The following is an 18,993-nucleotide window of genomic DNA, read 5'->3' as shown; positions in this document are numbered from 1 at the left end:
CGATGCTACAAACCTTGCAGTCGGTATGTATATAGAGGGGGAGTGACTCACATTGAATCAGCCTATGCCCAAAAATTCTGCAATGCTTACGACGGATTCCCGCTTGAACGGTAGGCTGGGAACAGGCAAGAAACACGGTTTTTTCTATGAACTGATCCGCAATCGAGTATTATTTCTGATGTTGTTGCCCACTTTAATCTTTTTCTTCATAAATTCGTACATTCCTATGGTCGGCATTTATTATGCATTTACCCAGTTTGACTTTAATACCAGCCTTTTTGAGGCCCAGTTCGTCGGACTCCAGAATTTTCGCTTTCTATGGCAATCTGGTACGCTGACCAAATTGACATTGAACACGGTTGGATATAACGCGGCGTTTATTTTACTCGGCAACGTGTTAGCGATTGTCCTCGCTATTTTACTGAATGAGTTGCGAGGCCGCTACTTTAAAAAGATCACTCAATCTGTGATGTTTCTTCCATATTTTGTTTCCTTCGTCATTCTAAGTGTCATCGTGTATAACATATTTAATTATGATAATGGTTTTCTGAACACGTTGCTTGTGCAATTCGGTGGTGAACGCGTGGATGTGTATAACAAACCATGGGTGTGGATTTTCCTGATTATCCTGTTCTATTTGTGGAAAAATCTCGGCTACAGTATGGTGATCTACCTGGCAGCGATCACAGGGATCAGTGACGAGTATTATGAGGCAGCTAAAATAGACGGAGCCAACATTTTTCAACGAATTTGGTACATTACCGTTCCTATGCTCAAGTCAACATTCGTTGTGCTGCTGTTATTTGCACTGGGTAGTATTATGAAAGGACAATTTGATCTGTTCTATCAGTTAATCGGTAACAACGGTGTGCTGTACAATACGACGGATATTTTGGACACTTATGTATATCGTTCCTTGAAAGTAACTTTTGATGTGGGTATGGCTTCGGCCGCAGGCGTGTATCAATCCCTGTTCGGATTTGTACTGATCATGACCGTGAACTATATCATTCGCAAGCTGAACGACGAATATGCCTTATTCTAGAAAGGAGGACCGAAACGGATGGCGATCAAAGAGGATGTATACACTCGACTTTTTAAAATTATCTCTTATGTGATTATCATTGTGGCATCCATTGCTTGTTTACTCCCGTTCCTACTTATTATTTCGGCTTCACTAACCAGTAATGAATCGATTATCAGGGATGGCTATCACTTCATTCCACAGCAATTCTCGCTGGAAGGATACCGGACGGTGTTCACCTTTCCTGAAGAGGTGTTGCGGGCATATGGGGTGACGATTTTTACCACGGTTGTAGGTACGACGCTGGGCCTGTTCCTGATGACGATGGCCGGATATGTGCTGGCACGCAAAGATTTTAAATACCGCAACGCGTTTTCATTCTATATTTACTTTACGACGTTGTTTGGAGGCGGATTAGTACCTTGGTACATTATGCTCACGAAGTATTTGGGGCTGCTAGATACGTATACAGTGCTTATTTTCCCGGGATTAATGACTCCATTTCTAATCATTTTGATGAAAAACTTCATTCGTTCCTCCATGCCGGAAGAACTGTTCGAGTCCGCTAAAATAGACGGTGCGGGTGATTTTAAAATTTACTACCGAATTGTACTGCCTTTATCTACACCGGGTATTGCCACTGTGGGGCTGTTTCTGGCTTTGGCTTACTGGAATGACTGGTTTTCATCCTCACTCTTTATTAATGACCCGCATAAATACCAGTTGCAATACTATCTGTATAATGTCATTAACTCCATGCAATTTATTGCTCAAATGGGTGCAGGTACCGGCGTGTCCCTGTCCAACGATATGCCGACAGAGTCGACCAAAATGGCAATGGCGATCGTGGTTACGGGTCCCATTTTACTCCTGTACCCGTTCATTCAGCGTTACTTTGTCAAGGGGCTGACGATTGGTGCGGTAAAAGGATAAGCGGCACTAAAGGCTGAGATGGCATAATGTGCTGACATTGTGCCATCCAAGCAGCACTTTTTGTAAGCGTTTTATTTAAACGGACTACCATTTCAAAGGGAGGATTCACATGACATTCACAAAGAAAAGAAAACAACGCATGTCCATCCTGATTGCAGTAATGGTTATCATGGCGCTCTTAGCCGGATGTGGGGGCGGTAGCGGAAACAGCGCACAAAAAGCAAATGGAGAGGATGATAAAGCCCAGAAAGTACAGCTGCAATTTTATATGCTGGGTGATGCTCCTAAGGATCTGTCTACCATTGAGGCAGAGATTAATAAGTTGGCAGAAAAAGATCTGAATGCCACCGTCAAATTTAACTATACGACGTGGACAGACTGGGATCAAAAATATAAGCTGTTATTGTCTTCGGGTCAGCCTATCGACCTGATCTTCACTGCAGATTGGACGCAGTATCAGGCCTATGCCAAGAAGGGGGCATTCCTGCCGCTAGACGATCTGCTGCCTAAGGCCGCACCTGCCTTGCAAAAATTCGTGCCTCAGGACATGTGGGATGGGGTTAAAATCGGAGGCAAAATTTATACCGTGCCTGGCACGTATAAAGAATATGTCACAAACGGTTTTGTATGGCGTGAGGATTTACGCGAAAAGTACAATTTGCCTAAACCAACAGACATCAAAAGTTACGAGGCTTACATGGACGGGATACGTCAGCATGAGCCTAGTATGAAAACGGTATCTTTGAACAGTGATATCAAGGGAAATCTGCATGATCGTTATACCGAATTAGTAACGAAGAGTGTAGGTGCTTTGCCTTATGGCATTGGTATCAAATATGAAAAACCAACAGAGGTATATAAGTATTGGGGCTCAGATGAACAAAAAGAAGAGCTGAATACTTACAAACGCTGGGCTGATAAAGGGTTTATTCCCAAAAACGTATTAAACGTAAAAGATACGCTTCAGGATCAAGTCACTTCTGGTAAAGCAGCGAGTATTTTTGGCGACAACCCAACCCGGTTTAATGATATGGTCATTAAGCTCAAAGCATCCCACCCGGACTGGAAGCTTGAGTACTATCCATTCCCGCTGACAACGGGCTATGCAACTCCGGTGCATCCGATTCATAATGGCTTTGCAATTCCAAAAAGCAGCCCGAACCCAGCCCGCGCGCTGGCCTTTTATGAAAAGCTTGTAACGGACAAACGCTATAACCTGCTTACGCAATATGGTATCGAAGGCAAAAACTACGAAGTCAAAGATGGTTACTATCATATGATAGGTAGCGGCAGTACGAATGGATTTTCACGGGAAGGAATGAACAGCTGGGCTTGGCGTAACCCGGAATACATGCTGTTTGATTCAGGCTTTGACCGTGTGAAGAAGATTTTTGCGGAGCTGGATAAAATCCAGAAGCCTGACCTGTTTACTGGCTTTGCAGAGGACTATACGACCTACCAAGCAGAAAAAGCGGCATTGGAACAGGTCGAGAAGCAATACCTGTACCCACTTCAAGCTGGACTGATCGACAATGTTGATCAAGGTCTTGAGACTTTCATGCAAAAGGCGAACCAAGCTGGTTTGGAGAAGATTCAAACCGAATATACAAAACAATGGGAAGCCTATGTGAAGGAGAAGGGGATCAAGTAAAACGTTAAGAGCTGTGATCTAAAGTAAAAGCAAGTCTCCAGAAAGTTGGAGGCTTGCTTTTTTGATATCGCCTATTGCGCATTCGCTTTAGAACGGCGAAAATCTGTGGGTGTCACGCCTAAACTGCGTTTAAACATACGGTGGAAATAAGAGCTACTCGCAAACCCGGTTTGTTCTGCCACGTCAGCCACCGACCAGTCGGTCTGTTCCAGCAGCTCACAGGCCTTGCGAATACGAAGCTGCTGGATGACGTCTACGATGGTGGACATGGTTTGTTGCTTATAAAGCCTGCTGACATAAATTGGCGACATATCCAGCTCTTCCGCAATCTGATTGAGACAGAAATTAGGGTCCGTATAAGCTTGCTCCATTCGTTCGTTGATTTGTTGTACCAATCGTTCTTGCTTTGTATTTCGTTTTTCCGCCAGATTGGAGCGAACCTGTTCAAAGACCAATTGGTAATGAGCAATAAGATCCTCGGCGGTCTCTAATCGATCTGCGGATGGTAATTCAGGTTTAGATTCGATAGCAAATCCATTGAGCTCACTTATATGCCGAACGGCATTATTCACACTCATGATAAGCCGAGATATTGCCACCCGCACAGAGGAAAACGGATATTGCTCCATATGCATCAACAGATCTTGGAACATCCGGTGTGCATCCTCCGTATGACCAGATAGCAGCGTATCCAGCAATTTTTTTTCTTTATCCGATGGAAATACATAAGTATTTTGGACATCTTCATCTGTAGTGCTTCGCGCATTAATAATACAGCCATGACCCTGAAAAAAACGGTGCATAGATGCGTTGTCTACCTGGCGGTATAGCAGATGCAACTGTTCTGGTTGACTTGTAATTACGCTGTAGGTTAGTGATACACTTAGCTTCAAATATTCGAGACAAGCTTCACGTATTTGGCGTAATAAGGTCTCCAGTAGTACCGTGTCTGTATGTTCCGCAGGGTCTAAAATGTTGAGCATCAGCAGGACGCTATCCTCATCCATATCAACGGTCTCCACCCGATATGTTTGCCCGCATATTTCAGAAGCGATATTCATGATGGCAAACTTGTAAGGTAGCAGATCAGGTCCACGCTCGCTTTGCCAGCGGGCATATTCATCTATGCGCAGGAGTACAAGCCGATAGTCTTTGTCGAACTGAAATGTAATCCCAAGCTCGCGCAGTCGTTCCGGTTCTTCACCAGCAGGAAGATTTCGGATTCCCCGAATCACATTCCGTAAAATGTTTTGCCGAATCGTGTACATACTGTTGCGTTTCTCCGATTCCAGTGAATTCATATGCACAACAATTTGACCAATAGGCGTATACAGCATTTTGGACAGCAGCCAGGAAGCTACAAATCCTGCCATTCCGATGATGGCCGCGATCAGTACCATGGCATTACGAATAACACTCGCCATTTTGATAACGCTTTCATAAGGTGTGACACTAATATACTGCCAACCTAGTCCATCCGGGGAAGTATAGGAAATCAGTGATCTTTTACCATGAAAGTCTTCTACAAAATAGCCTGTTTCCTGTTTTTTGACTCTAGTGTGCAGCCATAGCTGTTCTTTTTCGTTCAAAGCTTCGTCTGTCAACGTTGTACCAGATAACAATCTGCCTTGATCGTCTAAAATATAAGCAGTCCCACCTGAGATGGGGGTCGACGCCATTTCCTTGTTCATCCAGGCCGCTGACACGTTCACAATCACAGCCGAATTTATCGCTTCGTTCGAGTTGATTGCGTCATAACATAAATACGTATAGGCTGCGATGTCTGGGCTTGCTTGCTCTACGCCAGCTTCGGAGTCTGAGGCAGACAGCAACGGATACGTGCGTGGAATAGGCGTAAAGGGTTTGTAGTCCTGATAATGATCCAGCACGCGAATGATGTCTGTATCAGCCAGTTCATGCTTGCTGAATAACCCGTTTTGGCCTTGTGAGGACGCAATGTAGAAGGTGTCACTTTTAGGGTTATACACGTAGATGGATTCAATATACGGCATGGAGTTAAGATAATTATTTAATTCGGTCATGGCAGCGGTTACATCATATACATTGGGCTTGGGATAATACAACAGCTTGGATAGGGTACTGCTGCGATACATTTGAAATGCCAACGATTGAGCAATAGATGTCATGTTGATGACCTCTTTGCTTCTCAACGTTAAGCTATTGTGATTGGCTTCGAACGCCTGCTCCTTTTCCACGCGAATATAGTAGAAATAATATACAGTGGTGGATACCAGCAACGTTAGTGTTATACATAACGTAATGCTGACCAGCAATTTGCTGTGTAGCTTGTGATGCTTTTTGAAATTGCTCATATGAACAGGCCTCCTGTCTGTGTGCACGTAGCTGTAAAGTACACCCTATTTATGTATTCATTATACGTATGATTTTATGAACAGGACAGTGAACAAACCGATTCTTTGTGAAAAATAATGATTTTTTCGTAAAAAGACCGGGAACACGGATACGCAAACTAGATTGCGTCGGTTCCCGGCCTGTTTTATTGGTTCAAATGAAAAGAAGCAAAGATGAGGCGGCATTTCAATTAGTCAGGAAATTGAACATTACCTTTAACGATATAGGCTTGGCCTGTGCCATTTTCCGCTAGAGCTGGGATGGTATCATTCAGTACGACACCGCGAATGTCCGTAATCCGTATTTTCAGAGGCTGTTTTCCTAAGTTAGTACCCAGAAAATGGTTGTAATCCTGTTTTTCGAGATTGAGCCATTGCCCGTTTTGTTGGACCTCCATTTTTAAGACTGGATATTTATGATTGCGTACTTGAATGGCTGCCCACCATTGGCTGCTGCCTTCTTTAATGCGGTAGGAGACATTACCACTAACCGGAGCTTTGACAACTTTCCATGAAATATTGATTTTTCCATCCTTTTGATTGCCAATCAGGTTGAAGGCATTCGGAGACAGATCAAGTGCGCCACTCGGACCCTCAGGGTATAGATCTGTTACATAGACGGTTGTTTTTCCTTTGGGGCCTTGAACCTCCAAATAGGCTCCAGCTAATGCGGCTTTAATTCCGTTATAATTCAATTGTGTGGGGTTAAGCGCTGTAATTTTGGCATCAGAAGGGATAGGATCAAGCAGTAATGCTCCTCCAGAGTAACCTGATCCTGTATATGTGGCGTACCCCGTGTATGTATCATTCCAAGCAGCTGAAGCGGGAAGTGCGAACAATACGACACTTAGCAACGACGTCAGACCAATCGTTTTGAACTTTCGGAACAGAGATTTTTCTTGCATAATCATTTCCTCCTTGTTCATTTAATAGATTTATATAGTAAATATAAACACTATATTACCTAATATTCCAAATTGTACAATAGGACTTTGAGGCAAAAAGAAAATGTTGAAGATATTTGTCAACATACCCATAGGTCATATGGCGTGTTTTTTGAGAAATGGCTGTACAGATAAAGAATAAGGGGAGGGTCAAGTAATGGGGGGCGAAACTAGGACTTTTGGATGAAGTCTTTTAAATAGAATAAGCGAACTATTGTTCTCGTTTTGATTGTCGTATACAATCGAATCATGCTGATTCAAATAGAGTAATGTCGACTCTGTGTATACTGCAAGAAAGGATGTTATGCATCATGATGGGAAGAGCCCATTTAATTATTGGAACCGGGGTCTCCCTATCGGTATTAGCCTTAAGTGGATTCGAAGTGACTCCGGCTGCCGTGGCAGCCGCTGTGGTTGGTTCATTGCTGCCGGATATTGACGAGCCTAACTCCATGCTTGTGAGCCGTGCGTTGCCTAACAAAATGCTTAGGCTCATACAGCTTCTAATGATTGGGGCTGCGGGTTGGGTGTTTTTTACCCGTTTGGCTCCGCCACCCTGGAATCTTGTTTTGGCTTTGCTGATGATCAGCGCTTCTTTTATGCCGTCACGGTCTATGCGTAAAGTTATCATTTTTCTAATTGGTATCGGCCTTGCCTGGTATGGGGAATCATATGCACCGTGGAATTATATCGCCGGGTGTCTGCTTATCATATGTACGCTTGTTCCGCACCGAGGATTGACGCATACGGTATATGGGACAGTAGCATGGACCGCGCTGCTTTACGGAACGACACGTTTGCATGGCGACAGCATATGGCTGGCTGGAGGTATAGCGTACTTGCTACATTTATTGGCAGATTCCTTGACGAATAACGGAATTAAGCCTTTGCCGCCATTCAAATGGAAGCTAAGATTTAGATTAATGAGCACCGGAACCCGGAAGGGAGCAAAGGTAGAAAATGTCTGTATCACCTTAACAGCTGTACTTGTAGTGATTGCTTTGCTTCGGTACAAGCATTTAATTTGAGAACTTCTATTTTTTCTTCTATTAAATTAAAAAACAGTCAAGCACACGTATGTGTCTTGACTGTTTTTTTATAGATTCTTATTCTCTGTTACTTCTTAAGCTCGTTCAATAATGGTATTCAGTGTTGTGCGATCCAGATTTTGAACCAACTTAATGATCAGTTCCTTGGCCGCATCATAATCATCGGTGTGAATAATGGACGAGGAAGTGTGGATGTATCGTCCACATATGCCGATGACGGTAGATGGCACACCAATTCCGCTCAAGTGCACTTGACCAGCATCCGTTCCCCCAGTGGAGATAAAATATTGGTACTTAATTTTGTGAGTTTCCGCCATGTCCTGCACATACTCCACAATTCCACGGTGTGTAATCATACCTGGATCAAAAACCCGCAACAGTGCGCCTTTACCAAGCTGTCCGTATGCGTTCGGATCTCCACCCATATCGTTGGCAGCACTGCAATCCAGTGCAAAGAAAATATCCGGCTGAATCAGATTGGCAGCTGTGCGTGCACCGCGCAGCCCCACTTCCTCCTGAACCGTAGCTCCTGCATACAATGTATTTGGAAGCTGGTCCTTTTCCTTATGTAATGCCTCCAACAGCTCAAGCGCCAGGCCTACACCATATCGATTGTCCCATGCTTTAGCTATGATTTTTTTGGGATTCGCAAGTGGAGTGAAATCACAGATCGGAGCGATAGCCGTTCCGGGTACAATCCCCAGATCTTGCGCCTCCTGTTTGCTGTCTACGCCGATATCCAGGTACATATGCTTGATGTCCATCGGCTTGCTGCGTTGCGCTTCATCAAGCAAATGTGGTGAGACAGATCCAACTACACCAATGATAGGGCCATTTGGGGTCAATACTTGAAGACGTTGTGACATGATGGCTTGGCTCCACCAGCCTCCAACCGGCTGAAAACGAATCATTCCATTTTCCGTAATGCCATTTACAATAAAACCAACTTCATCCAGATGTCCTGCCACCATTACACGTGGGCCACTTTCTTGCCCGCGCAGTACACCAAAAAGACTGCCCAAACGGTCCTGCACGATTTCATCCGTATAACCGGATATTCGTTCTTTAACCCATGCCCGCAGATCTCGCTCATGTCCAGAAATGGAAGGGAACTCTGTTAAGGTTTTAAACAATTCCAATGTTTTTGCTTCCATGATGTATACCTCACTCCTTATTAATTAACCAGTGGTCGTCATGTATTCAGTATGAATGGATTTGTACGGAATGTCCACGATATCATTTTCCTGACATAACATTTCCCCAAAAAGCTCATAATGTTAAGGAGCCAAGCAATCTGAACCGCCAAGCGCGGAACTTTTGAATAAGGGGTGGTGAATGATGCCAGCTAAGTCAGGACAGCGCGGTTTTCGTACCAATTCGTCGCCGTTGTCCATAAATGAGAAAGACTATCAAAGTGTTTCCCAAAAGCATGAACCTTCCAGAAAAGTATTTGCCAATTGTGTGCGTGCTTTTCTGGTTGGTGGCGTCATCTGTGTGATTGGGCAGGCGATTCAGGAAGCCTTTATGGCAGGGATGCATATTCCAGCCAAAGAAGCTGCGGCACCAACTGCATCCATGATGATCCTCTTGTCTGTTATATTAACCTGCATCGGGGTCTACGATAAGATTGCCCAATGGGCAGGAGCGGGAACCGCTGTACCCATCACAGGTTTTGCGAACTCAATGTGTTCAGCTGCATTGGAGTATCGTTCCGAGGGATTGGTACTTGGAGTGGGTGCAAATATGTTCAAGCTGGCAGGCTCCGTTGTTGTATTTGGTGTTGTGGCCGCATTTATCGTGGGCGTTATATACGCAATCCTCGGTGTGGGGGGCAATCACTTATGAGAAGACAGGGAGGACAAACCTGGAAGTTCGAGTCGAGACCGCGCATCATTGGGAGTGCAACTGTTGTAGGCCCGGATGAAGGAGAGGGGCCGTTGTCCACAGATTTCGATTATATTTATGACAATATCGAAATAAACGAGAAAACATGGGAAAAAGCGGAACGAAGGTTAATTGAGCATTCTACAGAGCTTGCGTTAATTAATTCCAATTTAAACAAAGAGGAAGTGCAATTTTTCATAAGTGGTGATCTGATGAATCAGATTATCAGCAGCTCATTTTCGGCTAGCAAGCTTGCTATTCCTTATTTAGGTGTTTTCGGAGCCTGCTCAACGTCGATGGAAAGCTTGGCTTTAGCAGCACTTATCGTGGATTCAGAGGCGGGCGACTACGTGATGGCGGGTACAACCAGCCATAACTGTACTGTGGAAAAACAATTCCGCTATCCTAATGAATACGGAGCACAGAAGCCCCCCACAGCTCAGTATACGGTTACCGGTTCCGGTGCGGCCATTGTGGGACATGCGAAGTCAGGGACGGTGGTAGATTGTGCTACTATTGGGCGTGTAATGGATATGGGCATTAAAGACCCCTTTAATATGGGCGGAGCCATGGCTCCAGCGGCGGCGGACACGCTTTTGTCTCATTTTCGAGATACAGGCAGGGACCCAGGCTACTATGATCTTATTGTAACAGGGGATTTAGCCTCCGTAGGGCTGCCGATTGCCAAGGAGCTGCTTAAAAAAGATGGATTCGATATGAATCAAACGGAATTTAATGATTGCGGTTTACTGATTTACGACATCAATAAGCAAAAGAAGGTCATTGCAGGTGGAAGTGGTTGCGGATGCTCAGCTGTTGTAACCTATGGACATCTGTTAAAGCGGATCGAAAAGGGAGAACTACAAAAGGTGCTGGTCGTGGCGACCGGAGCGTTATTGTCTCCTTTGACTACACAGCAGGGTGAAAGCATTCCATGTGTTGCACATGCTGTAGCTTTTGAAGCGGGAGGAAAAGTATGATATTTCTATGGGCTTTTTTAGTGGGCGGTGCCATTTGTGTCGTGGGTCAGTTGATGATGGATGTAATCAAATTGACCCCGGCACACACAATGAGTACGTTGGTGGTAGCAGGTGCAATTGCCGACGCTGTCGGAATATATGATCCCCTTATCAAATTTGCTGGAGCGGGTGCGACGATTCCAATTACCAGCTTTGGTAACTCACTCGTACATGGTGCACTAACCGAATTGGAAAAGGACGGATGGCTTGGTGTTATTACAGGGATCTTTAGTCTGACAAGCGCAGGGATTTCCTCGGCGATTATTTTCTCTTTTCTGGCATGCTTGTTTGTTCGTCCAAAAGGAAGCATATAAAGCAGGGTGCTTTAAATAGGATAAAAAGTAAAATAAATTGTATACGTGAACCCTTCGGATTTGATAACCGAAGGGTTTTTGACTGTTCCAAAAAATATGTACCTATAAGAGAAGATGGAGCTTGAATAATATGGGCAAGGAGTTAAGTGTACTCTATGTCCACCTTCATGTACAATAATAGGAAACATGTTGCTATCTAGGAGGTTTACAGAGTTATGCCCGTGCGTCAAGAATCTGTGCAGATTGTATCTGCAATCCGTTCTAATCTGGAATCATGCATATTAGGGAAATCCTTTGAAATAAAATTATTGCTTACGGCTATGCTGGCGGGTGGACACATTCTGATCGAAGACGTTCCGGGTACGGGGAAAACGCAAATGATCAAGGCTCTTGCAAAATCCATGCGTGGTGATTATCGCCGTGTTCAATGTAATCCTGATATTCTACCGAGTGATATTACAGGGGTATCTATATTTCATCCACGGGACGAGCGTTTTTATTTCCGTCCGGGTCCGGTTATGACTAACATTTTGCTGGCAGACGAAATTAACCGAGCGACGACGAAAACCCAGTCAGCTCTGCTGGAGGTTATGGAGGAACGAAGTGTGACGGTGGATGGGGACACTCATATGTTGCCTCATCCTTTTATGTTGTGTGCCACTCAAAATCCAATTGATTTTGAAGGCACTTATATGCTGCCGGAAGCACAATTAGATCGTTTTATGCTCAAAATCAGCCTGGGCTATCCTGATTTGGAGACAGAGCGCAACATGCTGCTTCATCATCAGACGGGCCAGCCAGCAGATCGTCTGGAGGCTGTAGCGCATATGGAACAGATTGCTGACATCCAGCAGGAAATCAGAGATATCTATATGGACGAAGCGGTGACGTCCTATTTACTCGATATCGTGCGTGCGACGAGAGAACATCCATCAGTGCTACTGGGAGCTAGTCCACGGGCCGCACTTGCTTTTGTCATGGCTGCCAAGGCATTCGCTTTTCAGGATAACCGTGACTATGTGTTGCCTGATGATGTGAAGGCGCTGGCACCTTATGTGCTGACGCACCGTTTGTTGCTGCGTCCCGAAGCACGCCTCGATAGCTCCAACGCCCAGTCCGTGCTGCAGTCCGTGCTCCGACAGGTTCATGTACCCGTACGAATGGAGCGTCCTTAGGAATGAACATGGTCAAAAGGAAGCGCAGGCTTCCCCGGCTATCAAGTCGCATCTGGCTTATGCTATGTATATGGGTAGTGTGCCTGCTTTATTTGTTGTTTCAGGGTGGAAAGACATCGGTCATGCTGTTTTCTATGGTTACGTTGTTAATCGTTTATTTATGGATGGTTGGTCTGAGTGGAGTTCGTCGCGTCCAGGGCCATCGTCAGCTTTCGCAAGGCTCGGAGTTTGGCGAGCTGCTGCATGCGGGAGATCAGGTACACGTAAAGCTCAGTCTGAGCATTCCTGGCTTTCTTCCGTTACCCTATGTCATTGTTCGCGAGGTGCTCAAGCGACATACGGGGGAATCCTGGTCGTTTGAAGACAGTGTTATCCCTAGTATGAAAGGTGGCGGCCAGCTTACATTTCAAACCCCTGCTTTAGAACGAGGAAGCTACTATTTTGAGGAAACCGAATGTGTGAGTGAGGACATCTTTGGCCTGTTGGAGCACAAGGGCAGGTTGAATGCACGCGGTGAATTTCGGGTGCTTCCTCGCACGGCATTCATTCCATATTGGCAGATCAATGATCGCCGCTCAAGGATGTCTGGACCGCAGACCGTTCAAACTCGAACGCGTCGTGAAACGACGCAAATTAACGGTGTACGGGATTATGTATATGGAGATCGGTTTTCACGCATCCACTGGAATGCGACGGCTCGTACAGGTAGTTGGAAATCCAAGGAATTTGAGCATGAGACGGTTCCCAAAACGATGCTTGTGCTCGACGTACAAACAAAGCATTATGTAAACGCCGACCAGTTTGAGCTAGCTGTATCTTCTACCGCTTCATTGCTGGAATATGGTGGACGGGAGCGGATGGGAGTCGGACTGTGTACAGCTGGAGGGAAGGGGACTGTTTTTCAGCCAAGTGAGCAGATGATGGAACGACAACGAATGATGCATCACTTGGTAGACATCCACACCACTTCGCAAGGCAGCTTGATGACTGCTGTAGAAAGCTGTGTGCGCCAGTTTCCGCAAGGCTGTTATTTTATACTGATTAGTCCGCTGAAGGATCATCAGGCGCTGGAACTTCTTCGCTGGGCCGATACCCGGGGGATGACTCCGTGCCATGTCTATATCGGCGAAGGCTCTGCCGAGGGAGAAGCTGAAAAGTGGATGAGTATGCTTCGTGCAAGGGGAATTAAGGGCTACGATGTTGAGAGCCTCGAAGAGCTCCCGGCTGTAATGGGGGGAGGGACACAATGAAAAGCTGGTTACAATCGTTAAAGAGCTCCTGGGCTCCCGCCTTTACGTTCTTGTGGATTATTATTATTGCTATGCAATGGGTGTCTTTTGCTTCTGAATTATGGCTGGAAGAGACGAGGGCACTTGTACTGATGACCATTACAATGCTGGCGCTGGTGAAGATTTTACTACCATTCCGTCCATGGATTGAATTTGTCGTTAAGGCGGTAACGCTGTTCTTTATTTTGTATCGGACATTAGTGTCTTACTCCATCATTATCCCCTTTGGCGGGGCAGCCAATCGTCTGGATCAGTTTATATCTAATATGTCTCCTTATGTTTGGTTTTCCCTCATTGCTTGGCTAGTCATTGAAATGGTGCCGCTCATCGTTACCACGAAGCAGCGGATTCTAGTTTTTGTGGGCATCAACGTTGCAGCTCTGGCGGTGCTTGATTCCTTCACACCAACTGTGCTGTGGGAGGAGGTTGCCTGGATCGTCTTTGCTGGTATGGGATGGCTAGTGACACAGCATCTGCAGTATTTTCGTCAGCATTATCCTCAAGGATGGAAGCATATTCGGCGTTATCCGTATAAAATTGCGGCCAATATTGCTGTCATTTTTGCGCTTATAATTATGGCGGGTGTGAATATGCCCGAGGTACAGCCAGCTTTGACGGACCCCTATACAGCGTGGACCCAGCGCATTAGCTCAACCACCGCAGGAACCACCAATGGATCTGGGGCACTGAATCAGCGCATGAACACCGCATCTGGTTATAGTCGCCAGGATAATCGATTGGGTGGAGGTTTTAATTTTGATTATTCGCCTGTCATGACTATCACAACTAATCAGCGAAGCTATTGGCGAGGAGAAACGAAACGAACCTATTCCGGTACAGGTTGGGTCGACGTGGGCAACGATGATCCAGCACCAAATGAGGTGTCGATGACCGCAGAGCTTGAAAACGCACAAGAAACGAGACACTCTACTGAGCAGGTCGTGCAGACCGTTACCATGCAAAATGATCAGAGCTATCCCGTTCTGTTTGGCGCCTATTCGGTGCATCGTGTTCAATCGGTGGACAGAGATTCACGGGCAAACGGGTTGCGTTGGAATCCGGAACAGGCAGAACTGCTTTGGAATCCAGCCTCTCGAAGAACTGCTTATCCTAAAACGTATACTTTGGTATCGCATGTCCCAGTGATCCCTGAGAAAGAACTGCGTAGAAAAAGTTTTAATGAGTTGTATGGAAAAAATAAACAGGAGGCCTACTTACAAATTCCAGAGGAATTGCCGCAGCGGGTTCGCGATTTGGCTCGCAATGTTACGGCGACGGCCAAAACGCCGTATGAAAAAGTCGGATTGCTACAGCAGTATCTACAGCAAAATTATGCATATACGAACAATCCGGATCTCTCACGGAAAAGAAGCAGGGATTTCGTGGATGCCTTTCTGTTTGAGATTCGGGAGGGCTATTGCGATTATTATTCCACTTCATTAGTCATGATGGCTCGCTCCGTTGGGGTTCCAGCCCGTTGGGTCAAAGGGTATGCTCCTGGCCAGCAGACGTTTTCAGATGATGCAACCACGGGCGATGGTGACGAAAACATGTCCTCTTATTCCGTGACAAACGCGGACGCTCATTCCTGGGCAGAGGTATATTTAGGCGAATATGGCTGGGTTCCGGTAGAAGCTACGCCTGGCTTTGATATGCCGTTACTTACAGAGCAGGAGGATTCAAAGACTCCAGCCGCCCCAGAGGTCAAGGATCAGCCAGAATCAGAGCAGCCTGAGCAGACTCCGCAGACGGATCCAGGGGAAGGCTTAGAGATTCATCCTGTAATCATAGGCTCTGCTGTTGCCATTCTTCTGCTGTGGGCTGCTTATATCATTTGGCGTAATCGGGCAGACATTCACTTTTACCTGCTGCGTTTACGCACAGGTAAACCGCTGACCCCAGATGAAAAGGTGATCGTCGAAACGGAACACTGGTTACGGTACATGCGAAGGAAAGGCTATGTCCGCGCAAGCCATGAGACACTGAGGGAATCAGTCGACAGATGGTCACAAGAAGCACCGGAACGCGCTGTGATTTTACATCAGTTACTAGGACGCTTTGAACAAGCGCGTTATAGTCCTTCGTCGGTAACCGCCGAGGATTGGCGCAGTGTTCGCCAGCAAGCTACCCTGTTGCAAAAGGAACCATGGATAAAACGATGGGCTGGGCGAAGAGCCAAGTCTGACCAGAAGGATGAAGGCTAGTCATTTTTACTAGGTTTGGTGTCGCAATTTTTAATCTTAATCTATATGTTTAGTAAAAAGCTGTCCGTTTGTTGCGGATAGCTTTTTACTAAGCCATAGTAATATGGTATAGTTTGTCGTATGAAACTGAGGTGACCGACGTTGTTTGAAATGCTGATGCCCAAATTACGGGTGAATACCGTCTTTGATATTGATCTTGAAGGCTTGTATGCTCAAGGATATCGCGGCATTATTACGGATCTGGATAACACGCTGGTCGGTGCAAAAGCGCCGAACGCAACTCCCGAGCTGGTGGCCTGGTTTGAAAAGGTCAAACAGGCGGGTTTTAAGCTTGTCATCGTGTCTAATAACAATATGGACCGTGTATCCGTGTTTGCTACGCCTTTGGACATTGAATTTATACATGCCGCCCGGAAGCCATCCAACTCGTCCTTTCGTAGAGCCATTCGTATGATGGGGCTTACTCCGGAAGAGACTATTATGGTCGGGGATCAAATGTTGACGGACGTATTGGGAGGCAACCGAATGGGTTTGCATACCGTTTTGGTGCTGCCGATATCCATTCATGATGAAGGAGTCATGACCCGATTTAATCGACGGTTGGAGCGAATCGCGCTCACAAGGTTACGTAAGAAAGGCTTATGGCTTGAGGAGGAAAAGAAGAATGACTGAAAGACCTGACGGTGGAACTGCCGTCAAATGTAGTGGTTGCGGTATCGCCATGCAGACCACTAGCCCGGACCTTCCGGGATATATTCCGGAAAAATTATTAACTCGTGAACCGGTCATCTGTCAGCGTTGCTTCCGGATCAAAAACTATAATGAAACCTCTTCGGTGACGGTAGATCAAGATGAATTCTTGAAGCTGCTTAGTCAGATTGGGGACAAGGATGCGCTCGTCATCCACATTGTAGATATTTTTGATTTTGAAGGTAGCTTGATTTCCGGCCTACAGCGTTTTGTAGGTTCGAATCCTGTTGTACTGGCAGTCAATAAGACTGATTTGTTGCCTAAGGTCACAAACTGGAACAAGGTACGTAACTGGGTACAAAAGCAAGCGAAGGAGCAAGGGCTACGCACGGAAGAAATCGTACTGTGCTCTGCTAAAAAAAATCAGGGCTTTGACCGTCTGCTGGATGTGGTATCTGAACTGCGTGGTAACCGTGATGTATATGTAGTCGGAGCCACAAATGTGGGTAAATCCACGCTCATTAACCGCTTGATTCGTGATTATAGCGATATGGAGCAGGAACTCACAACATCCCGTTACCCAGGAACTACACTCGATATGGTGAATATTCCGCTCGACGACGGCAAGCACATTATTGATACTCCGGGTATTGTGTACCCTTGGCGGTTCAGTGAAATTGTCTCCCGTCAGGACTTGAGTGCTATTATGCCGGACAAGCCGCTGAAGCCTGCTGCATATCAGCTTGATGCAGGACAAACATTGTTTTTCGGCGGTATGGCCCGATTTGATTTTGTAGACGGTCAGCACCAATCTTTTACCTGCTACATTAACGGTGGTCTTAAAATACATCGCACGAAGCTGGAGCGAGCTGATCAGTTGTTCGCTGATCATGCCGGGGAGCTATTGTCTCCACCAACACGCGATCAATTGGCAGAGATGCCAGAATGGACCAGACATGAGTTCCGCGTTCCACGCAAATCTCCATCGGACATCTATATATCCGGTTTGGGATGGATTAGGGTGAATAGTGAGAACGGAGCTCTGGTAGCGGTTCATGCTCCTCGGGGAGTCCGTGTGCTTTTGCGGCCTGCGTTGATTTAACAATGCTGTAACCAAGCTATAGGGCGGCAAGGAACACATACGGGTTCCTGCCGCCATTCATGTATTTGAGCGGCCTAATATTTTGCAATATGGGGGAGAGCAACGATGAACAGCGGGGAGTCTGGAGCGACCGAACGAGATCTTGTACTATTGGGCGTATTGGGTGATCCGATCAAGCACTCCAAATCGCCTCTTATGCATAAAATAGCTTTACAGGCAGCGGGGATTGAGGGAGATTTTGTACCTCTTCATGTCACACCGGATCAGCTGGAGGATGCTGTGAAGGGGATTCGGGCTTTGCATTTCCGCGGAGTCAATGTGACGATTCCCCATAAGGTTGAGGTTATGAAATATCTGGATGAGATTGATGAAGGGGCCCGGCTCATCGGCGCTGTCAATACGATAGTGAATGACAATGGACGGCTCAAGGGCTATAATACGGACGGAATTGGCTATGTGCGTTCCCTTAAAGAAGAGACTTCTGTTGAGTTAAAGGGTGCAAGAATTGCTGTTCTAGGAGCCGGTGGGGCTGCTCGGGGCGTGATTCATGCTTTGTTGGAGGAGCGACCTGAATCGGTCATTATTCTGAACCGAACTCGTGACAAAGCTGAACAACTGGCATTGGAGTGGACGACAGAAGCAATTCCAGTAATGGGCTATTCCAACGAGGAAGCCAAGAATGTGCTCATGACAGTGGATGTATTGATTAATACAACCTCGGTGGGAATGTCTCCTTTATCTGATGAGCTTCCACTGGAAACGAATCTGATTCCGCAGGGAATCATTGTGAGCGATTTGATCTACAACCCGCTGGAAACGAGGCTTTTACGCGAAAGTCGTGAACAGCGTGGCTGCACTGTACATGGAGGTTTAGGCATGTTTGTGTACCAAGGGGCAGTGGCTTTTGAGTATTTTACGGGAGTGGCCCCTGCAGTAGACCAAATGAGAGCGGCTGTGCTGAGAAGCCTAACGTAAGTCGGATATACATTAAAATTATGGAAATGCCGCATTGTATATGTGGCGACGAAGGGGTTAAATATACATGTTAACAGGTAAACAAAAAAGATATCTGCGCTCCATGGCGCATCATTTGGACCCAGTTTTTCAAGTAGGTAAAAACGGTACGAATGAGCATCTTATGCGTCACATCAATGATGCGATTGAAAAGCGTGAGCTGATGAAAGTACAAATTTTGAACAACTGTTTAGACGACAAACATGAAATTGCGGAAGAACTGGCAGCAGAGACGGGTTCCGAGCTTGTACAGCTTATTGGGAGCACCATTATTTTGTACAAGGAATCTCGTGATCATAAGCAAATCGAGTTGCCTAGAGGATAATACG

General features: G+C 45.9%; 17 protein-coding genes. 14 read left to right on the top strand and 3 right to left on the bottom strand.

The window, feature by feature from the left end:
• Positions 1–52: 52 nt before the first annotated feature.
• The 3 genes from HFD99_RS03480 (at position 53) to HFD99_RS03470 (ending at position 3,608) form a co-directional block, all read left to right on the top strand.
• A complete protein-coding gene (locus tag HFD99_RS03480) occupies positions 53–1,045 on the top strand; it encodes an ABC transporter permease (RefSeq protein WP_016821653.1) in 993 nt (330 codons plus the stop codon).
• 18 nt (positions 1,046–1,063) lie between these two features.
• Complete coding sequence (locus tag HFD99_RS03475) at positions 1,064–1,957, top strand: carbohydrate ABC transporter permease (protein WP_016821652.1); 894 nt, start codon at positions 1,064–1,066, stop codon at positions 1,955–1,957.
• A 109-nt stretch (positions 1,958–2,066) separates the two neighbouring features.
• Positions 2,067–3,608, top strand: coding sequence for an extracellular solute-binding protein (locus tag HFD99_RS03470; protein WP_123797417.1), 1,542 nt, complete (start codon positions 2,067–2,069; stop codon positions 3,606–3,608).
• Positions 3,609–3,679: 71 nt separating this feature from the next.
• Here the strand turns inward: HFD99_RS03470 and HFD99_RS03465 are convergent, their stop codons facing one another.
• Together HFD99_RS03465 and HFD99_RS03460 are read right to left on the bottom strand one after the other, a co-directional pair.
• Positions 3,680–5,941 carry an AraC family transcriptional regulator gene (locus HFD99_RS03465; RefSeq protein ID WP_090889455.1) on the bottom strand — a complete coding sequence of 754 codons (2,262 nt, stop codon included), beginning with the start codon at positions 5,939–5,941 and terminating at the stop codon, positions 3,680–3,682.
• Between the two features lie 230 nt (positions 5,942–6,171).
• Positions 6,172–6,885, bottom strand: a complete 714-nt coding sequence (locus tag HFD99_RS03460) for an expansin EXLX1 family cellulose-binding protein (protein WP_016821649.1) — start codon at positions 6,883–6,885, stop codon at positions 6,172–6,174.
• Positions 6,886–7,235: 350 nt separating this feature from the next.
• On the opposite strand from HFD99_RS03460, the gene HFD99_RS03455 reads away from it, so the two are divergent.
• Positions 7,236–7,952: a metal-dependent hydrolase gene (locus tag HFD99_RS03455; RefSeq protein ID WP_025365385.1), complete on the top strand. Its 717-nt coding sequence runs from the start codon at positions 7,236–7,238 to the stop codon at positions 7,950–7,952.
• Positions 7,953–8,047: 95 nt separating this feature from the next.
• On the opposite strand, the gene HFD99_RS03450 is transcribed toward HFD99_RS03455, so the two are convergent.
• The gene (locus tag HFD99_RS03450; protein WP_167440805.1) at positions 8,048–9,127 is read right to left on the bottom strand and encodes a M42 family metallopeptidase; all 1,080 of its coding nucleotides are present in this window, start codon (positions 9,125–9,127) and stop codon (positions 8,048–8,050) included.
• Between the two features lie 184 nt (positions 9,128–9,311).
• Between HFD99_RS03450 and spoVAC the strand changes: the two genes are divergently transcribed.
• From spoVAC to yhbY, 10 genes are all read left to right on the top strand, one after another.
• A complete protein-coding gene (gene spoVAC / locus HFD99_RS03445) occupies positions 9,312–9,818 on the top strand; it encodes a stage V sporulation protein AC (protein WP_016821646.1) in 507 nt (168 codons plus the stop codon).
• Positions 9,815–10,837: a stage V sporulation protein AD gene (gene spoVAD / locus HFD99_RS03440; RefSeq protein ID WP_016821645.1), complete on the top strand. Its 1,023-nt coding sequence runs from the start codon at positions 9,815–9,817 to the stop codon at positions 10,835–10,837. Before spoVAC ends, spoVAD begins: the two co-directional genes overlap by 4 nt.
• On the top strand, positions 10,834–11,190 hold the full coding sequence (gene spoVAE, locus HFD99_RS03435; RefSeq protein WP_016821644.1) for a stage V sporulation protein AE: 357 nt from the start codon (positions 10,834–10,836) through the stop codon (positions 11,188–11,190). The genes spoVAD and spoVAE overlap by 4 nt, the downstream gene beginning before the upstream one ends.
• Positions 11,191–11,405: 215 nt before the next feature.
• Positions 11,406–12,365 (top strand): AAA family ATPase, encoded by a 960-nt coding sequence (locus HFD99_RS03430; RefSeq protein WP_016821643.1) that lies wholly within the window; start codon positions 11,406–11,408, stop codon positions 12,363–12,365.
• A 2-nt stretch (positions 12,366–12,367) separates the two neighbouring features.
• Positions 12,368–13,615, top strand: a complete 1,248-nt coding sequence (locus HFD99_RS03425) for a DUF58 domain-containing protein (protein WP_025365384.1) — start codon at positions 12,368–12,370, stop codon at positions 13,613–13,615.
• Positions 13,612–15,858: a transglutaminase domain-containing protein gene (locus tag HFD99_RS03420; protein ID WP_123797416.1), complete on the top strand. Its 2,247-nt coding sequence runs from the start codon at positions 13,612–13,614 to the stop codon at positions 15,856–15,858. Before HFD99_RS03425 ends, HFD99_RS03420 begins: the two co-directional genes overlap by 4 nt.
• Positions 15,859–15,999: 141 nt before the next feature.
• Positions 16,000–16,530, top strand: coding sequence for a YqeG family HAD IIIA-type phosphatase (locus tag HFD99_RS03415; protein WP_013372205.1), 531 nt, complete (start codon positions 16,000–16,002; stop codon positions 16,528–16,530).
• Positions 16,523–17,650, top strand: coding sequence for a ribosome biogenesis GTPase YqeH (gene yqeH / locus HFD99_RS03410; protein WP_019688083.1), 1,128 nt, complete (start codon positions 16,523–16,525; stop codon positions 17,648–17,650). The genes HFD99_RS03415 and yqeH overlap by 8 nt, the downstream gene beginning before the upstream one ends.
• 105 nt (positions 17,651–17,755) lie before the next feature.
• Positions 17,756–18,625 (top strand): shikimate dehydrogenase, encoded by an 870-nt coding sequence (aroE, locus tag HFD99_RS03405; protein ID WP_016821639.1) that lies wholly within the window; start codon positions 17,756–17,758, stop codon positions 18,623–18,625.
• A gap of 67 nt (positions 18,626–18,692) precedes the next feature.
• On the top strand, positions 18,693–18,989 hold the full coding sequence (yhbY, locus tag HFD99_RS03400; RefSeq protein ID WP_013372202.1) for a ribosome assembly RNA-binding protein YhbY: 297 nt from the start codon (positions 18,693–18,695) through the stop codon (positions 18,987–18,989).
• The last annotated feature ends 4 nt before the right edge of the window (positions 18,990–18,993 follow it).

The organism is Paenibacillus sp. EKM301P, from assembly GCF_011800295.1.
GTDB classification, from domain to species: Bacteria; Bacillota; Bacilli; order Paenibacillales; family Paenibacillaceae; genus Paenibacillus; species Paenibacillus polymyxa.
The sequence above is the reverse complement of the archived record's forward strand: the minus strand, read 5'-3'. Positions and strand labels throughout refer to the sequence as shown.

Excerpts from the sequence above, each read along its gene's own strand:
- HFD99_RS03475 (WP_016821652.1), top strand. The coding sequence starts at position 1,064 with ATGGCGATCAAAGAGGATGTATACACTCGACTTTTTAAAATTATCTCT.
- HFD99_RS03470 (WP_123797417.1), top strand. The coding sequence starts at position 2,067 with ATGACATTCACAAAGAAAAGAAAACAACGCATGTCCATCCTGATTGCA.
- HFD99_RS03465 (WP_090889455.1), bottom strand. The coding sequence starts at position 5,941 with ATGAGCAATTTCAAAAAGCATCACAAGCTACACAGCAAATTGCTGGTC.
- HFD99_RS03460 (WP_016821649.1), bottom strand. The coding sequence starts at position 6,885 with ATGCAAGAAAAATCTCTGTTCCGAAAGTTCAAAACGATTGGTCTGACG.
- HFD99_RS03455 (WP_025365385.1), top strand. The coding sequence starts at position 7,236 with ATGATGGGAAGAGCCCATTTAATTATTGGAACCGGGGTCTCCCTATCG.
- HFD99_RS03450 (WP_167440805.1), bottom strand. The coding sequence starts at position 9,127 with ATGGAAGCAAAAACATTGGAATTGTTTAAAACCTTAACAGAGTTCCCT.
- spoVAC (WP_016821646.1), top strand. The coding sequence starts at position 9,312 with ATGCCAGCTAAGTCAGGACAGCGCGGTTTTCGTACCAATTCGTCGCCG.
- spoVAD (WP_016821645.1), top strand. The coding sequence starts at position 9,815 with ATGAGAAGACAGGGAGGACAAACCTGGAAGTTCGAGTCGAGACCGCGC.
- spoVAE (WP_016821644.1), top strand. The coding sequence starts at position 10,834 with ATGATATTTCTATGGGCTTTTTTAGTGGGCGGTGCCATTTGTGTCGTG.
- HFD99_RS03430 (WP_016821643.1), top strand. The coding sequence starts at position 11,406 with ATGCCCGTGCGTCAAGAATCTGTGCAGATTGTATCTGCAATCCGTTCT.
- HFD99_RS03425 (WP_025365384.1), top strand. The coding sequence starts at position 12,368 with ATGAACATGGTCAAAAGGAAGCGCAGGCTTCCCCGGCTATCAAGTCGC.
- HFD99_RS03420 (WP_123797416.1), top strand. The coding sequence starts at position 13,612 with ATGAAAAGCTGGTTACAATCGTTAAAGAGCTCCTGGGCTCCCGCCTTT.
- yqeH (WP_019688083.1), top strand. The coding sequence starts at position 16,523 with ATGACTGAAAGACCTGACGGTGGAACTGCCGTCAAATGTAGTGGTTGC.
- aroE (WP_016821639.1), top strand. The coding sequence starts at position 17,756 with ATGAACAGCGGGGAGTCTGGAGCGACCGAACGAGATCTTGTACTATTG.
- yhbY (WP_013372202.1), top strand. The coding sequence starts at position 18,693 with ATGTTAACAGGTAAACAAAAAAGATATCTGCGCTCCATGGCGCATCAT.